Annotated in this window: 3 protein-coding genes; 2 read left to right on the top strand and 1 reads right to left on the bottom strand. The window is 69.3% G+C overall.

Going from position 1 to position 1,903, the window contains the following annotated elements:
* The coding region (locus AC1D12_RS32235; RefSeq protein WP_477845226.1) for a type 2 periplasmic-binding domain-containing protein at window positions 1–431 on the bottom strand (431 nt) is incomplete at its 3' end.
* 166 nt (window positions 432–597) lie between these two features.
* On the opposite strand from AC1D12_RS32235, the gene hisN reads away from it, so the two are divergent.
* Both hisN and AC1D12_RS32225 read left to right on the top strand, forming a co-directional pair.
* Complete coding sequence (gene hisN, locus AC1D12_RS32230; RefSeq protein ID WP_082004783.1) at window positions 598–1,401, top strand: histidinol-phosphatase; 804 nt, start codon at window positions 598–600, stop codon at window positions 1,399–1,401.
* A 131-nt stretch (window positions 1,402–1,532) separates the two neighbouring features.
* Window positions 1,533–1,903: Mpo1 family 2-hydroxy fatty acid dioxygenase (locus AC1D12_RS32225; protein WP_477845225.1), on the top strand; the 371-nt coding region annotated here is incomplete at its 3' end.

The raw sequence follows: 1,903 nt of genomic DNA, 5'->3' as shown, positions 1-1,903 counted from the left end.
GGCATCGGCAGGTTCTTGGCTTTCAGCACTTCGGTGTTCACGCAGAACGCGGYCATGTAGCCGGTCGCGGCAAACCAGCTGCCGTCAGCGGCCCGGTAGGCGGCCGGCAGCTTCTCGACGCCTTTCCCGGCATGGGGCTCGACCATCGCGCCGATGCGCGGGTCGAGCATGTTCGTCACCGCCCAGCCCCAGATCACGTCGTGCTGCGGGTTGCTCGCCTCGGCCAGGATGCGTGCACCCAGGTCGCCGGTGGACAGGCGCAGCACCTTCACGTCGACGTCCGGCAGGCTCCGCTTCGCCGCCGCCACGTACTCGGCGATCTCGTTCTCCTCCAGCGCGGTGTACGCGGTGATCGTGCCGGCCCGGGCCAGCCCGGGAACGGCGAGCGCGGTGAACAGCATGGCGGCAAGCAGGGGGCGATGGACGGTCATGGACTTCTCCGGTGGATGCCTCAAACGAGGGCGGGACAACAGGGGCGGGACACCAGCACAGGGCACGCTTCATGCATTCGCGTTGTGCGTTTCCTGGCGTTTGTGCAAATCTGTGTATTTCCACATGACGCTCCCGCACGATGCATGCCAACCCACGAGGTCCTCGATGAGCGATGAAGCGCTGTCCTCCGCCCCATCCGCCCTGCTGCCGGACGACGATGTCCGGTTGGCCCAACAGCTGGCCGATGAAGCCGGCAGGCTGGCGCTGCGCTGGTTCCGCGGCCGCGTCGAGGTGCTGACGAAGGCCGACGACAGCCCGGTGACGGTCGCCGACCGCGAGGTCGAGCGCATGCTGCGCGAGCGCATCACCGCGGCGCGACCCGACGACGGCCTGCTCGGCGAGGAACACGGCCGCGAACGGCTCGATGCGGAACGGGTCTGGGTGATCGACCCGATCGACGGCACGAAGGCCTTCATCACCGGCTCGCCGCTCTGGGGCAACCTGCTGGCGCTGCTGTGGCGCGGCCGGCCGGTTGTCGGCGTCGTGAACCTGCCGGCGCTCGGCGAGTGCTGGGTGGGACGCGCCGGACAGCCGAGCCGCTGGAACGGCGCGCCGTGCCGCAGCAGCGGCTGCACGCGGCTGGCCGACGCCCGGGTCTACACCACCTCGCCCGACGCCTTCGATGCCGACGGCTGGCGCGCCTTCGACGCGCTGAGCCGGCGTGCCGCGCTGCGGCGCTTCGGCGGCGATTGCCACAGCTACGGCTCATTGGCTTCCGGCCACGTCGACCTGGTGGTCGAGAGCGGGCTGCAGCCCTACGACTTCCTGGCACTGGTGCCGGTGATCGAGGGCGCCGGCGGCGTCATCACCGATTGGCAAGGCCGCGCGCTGCACATGGGTTCTGACGGTCGGGTGGTCGCGGCGGCCACGCTGGAACTGCAGGCCCAGGCGCTGGCCGCGCTGGCTTGAAGCCGTGACTTGAAACCGTGGCCGGACGCGCCATGTGCAAGGAGTCACAGTCGGCCGCTTGCGCTCAGCGGCAACCGCTCTAAGATGGGCCATCCGACCGCAGCCCCTGGCACCAGACCATGGAGAACACCATGACGAGACAACGTTCGGCCCTGGACCTCCTGTCGCAGTACGCGGCCTACCACCGCGACCGCCGCAACATCACCACCCATTTCTTCGGCATCCCGCTGATCGTGTTCGCCGTCAGCGTGCTGCTCGCCAAACCGGCCTTCACCCTCGRCAACCTCGCCCTCACCCCCGCCTGGATCGCCTGGGGCCTCGCCACCATCTGGTATCTGACGCGAGGCAACCTCACCCTCGGGCTCGCGGTCAGCCTCGTCAACGGCGTGCTGACCGTGCTGGCGCAGCAGGTCTCGGGCGGCAGCCTCGCCAGCTGGCTCGGCTGGGGCCTCGGCAGCTTCATCGCCGGCTGGGTCATCCAGTTCATCGGCCACTACTACGA

The sequence above is a fragment of the Rhizobacter sp. P1_G5 genome (genome assembly GCF_056405435.1).
Note: the sequence above shows the minus strand (reverse complement) of the source record. Positions and strands in the feature narration are given on the sequence as shown.

What these genes read in the sequence shown, in the direction of transcription:
- hisN (WP_082004783.1), top strand. Translation starts at nt 598, where the DNA reads ATGAGCGATGAAGCGCTGTCCTCCGCCCCATCCGCCCTGCTGCCGGAC.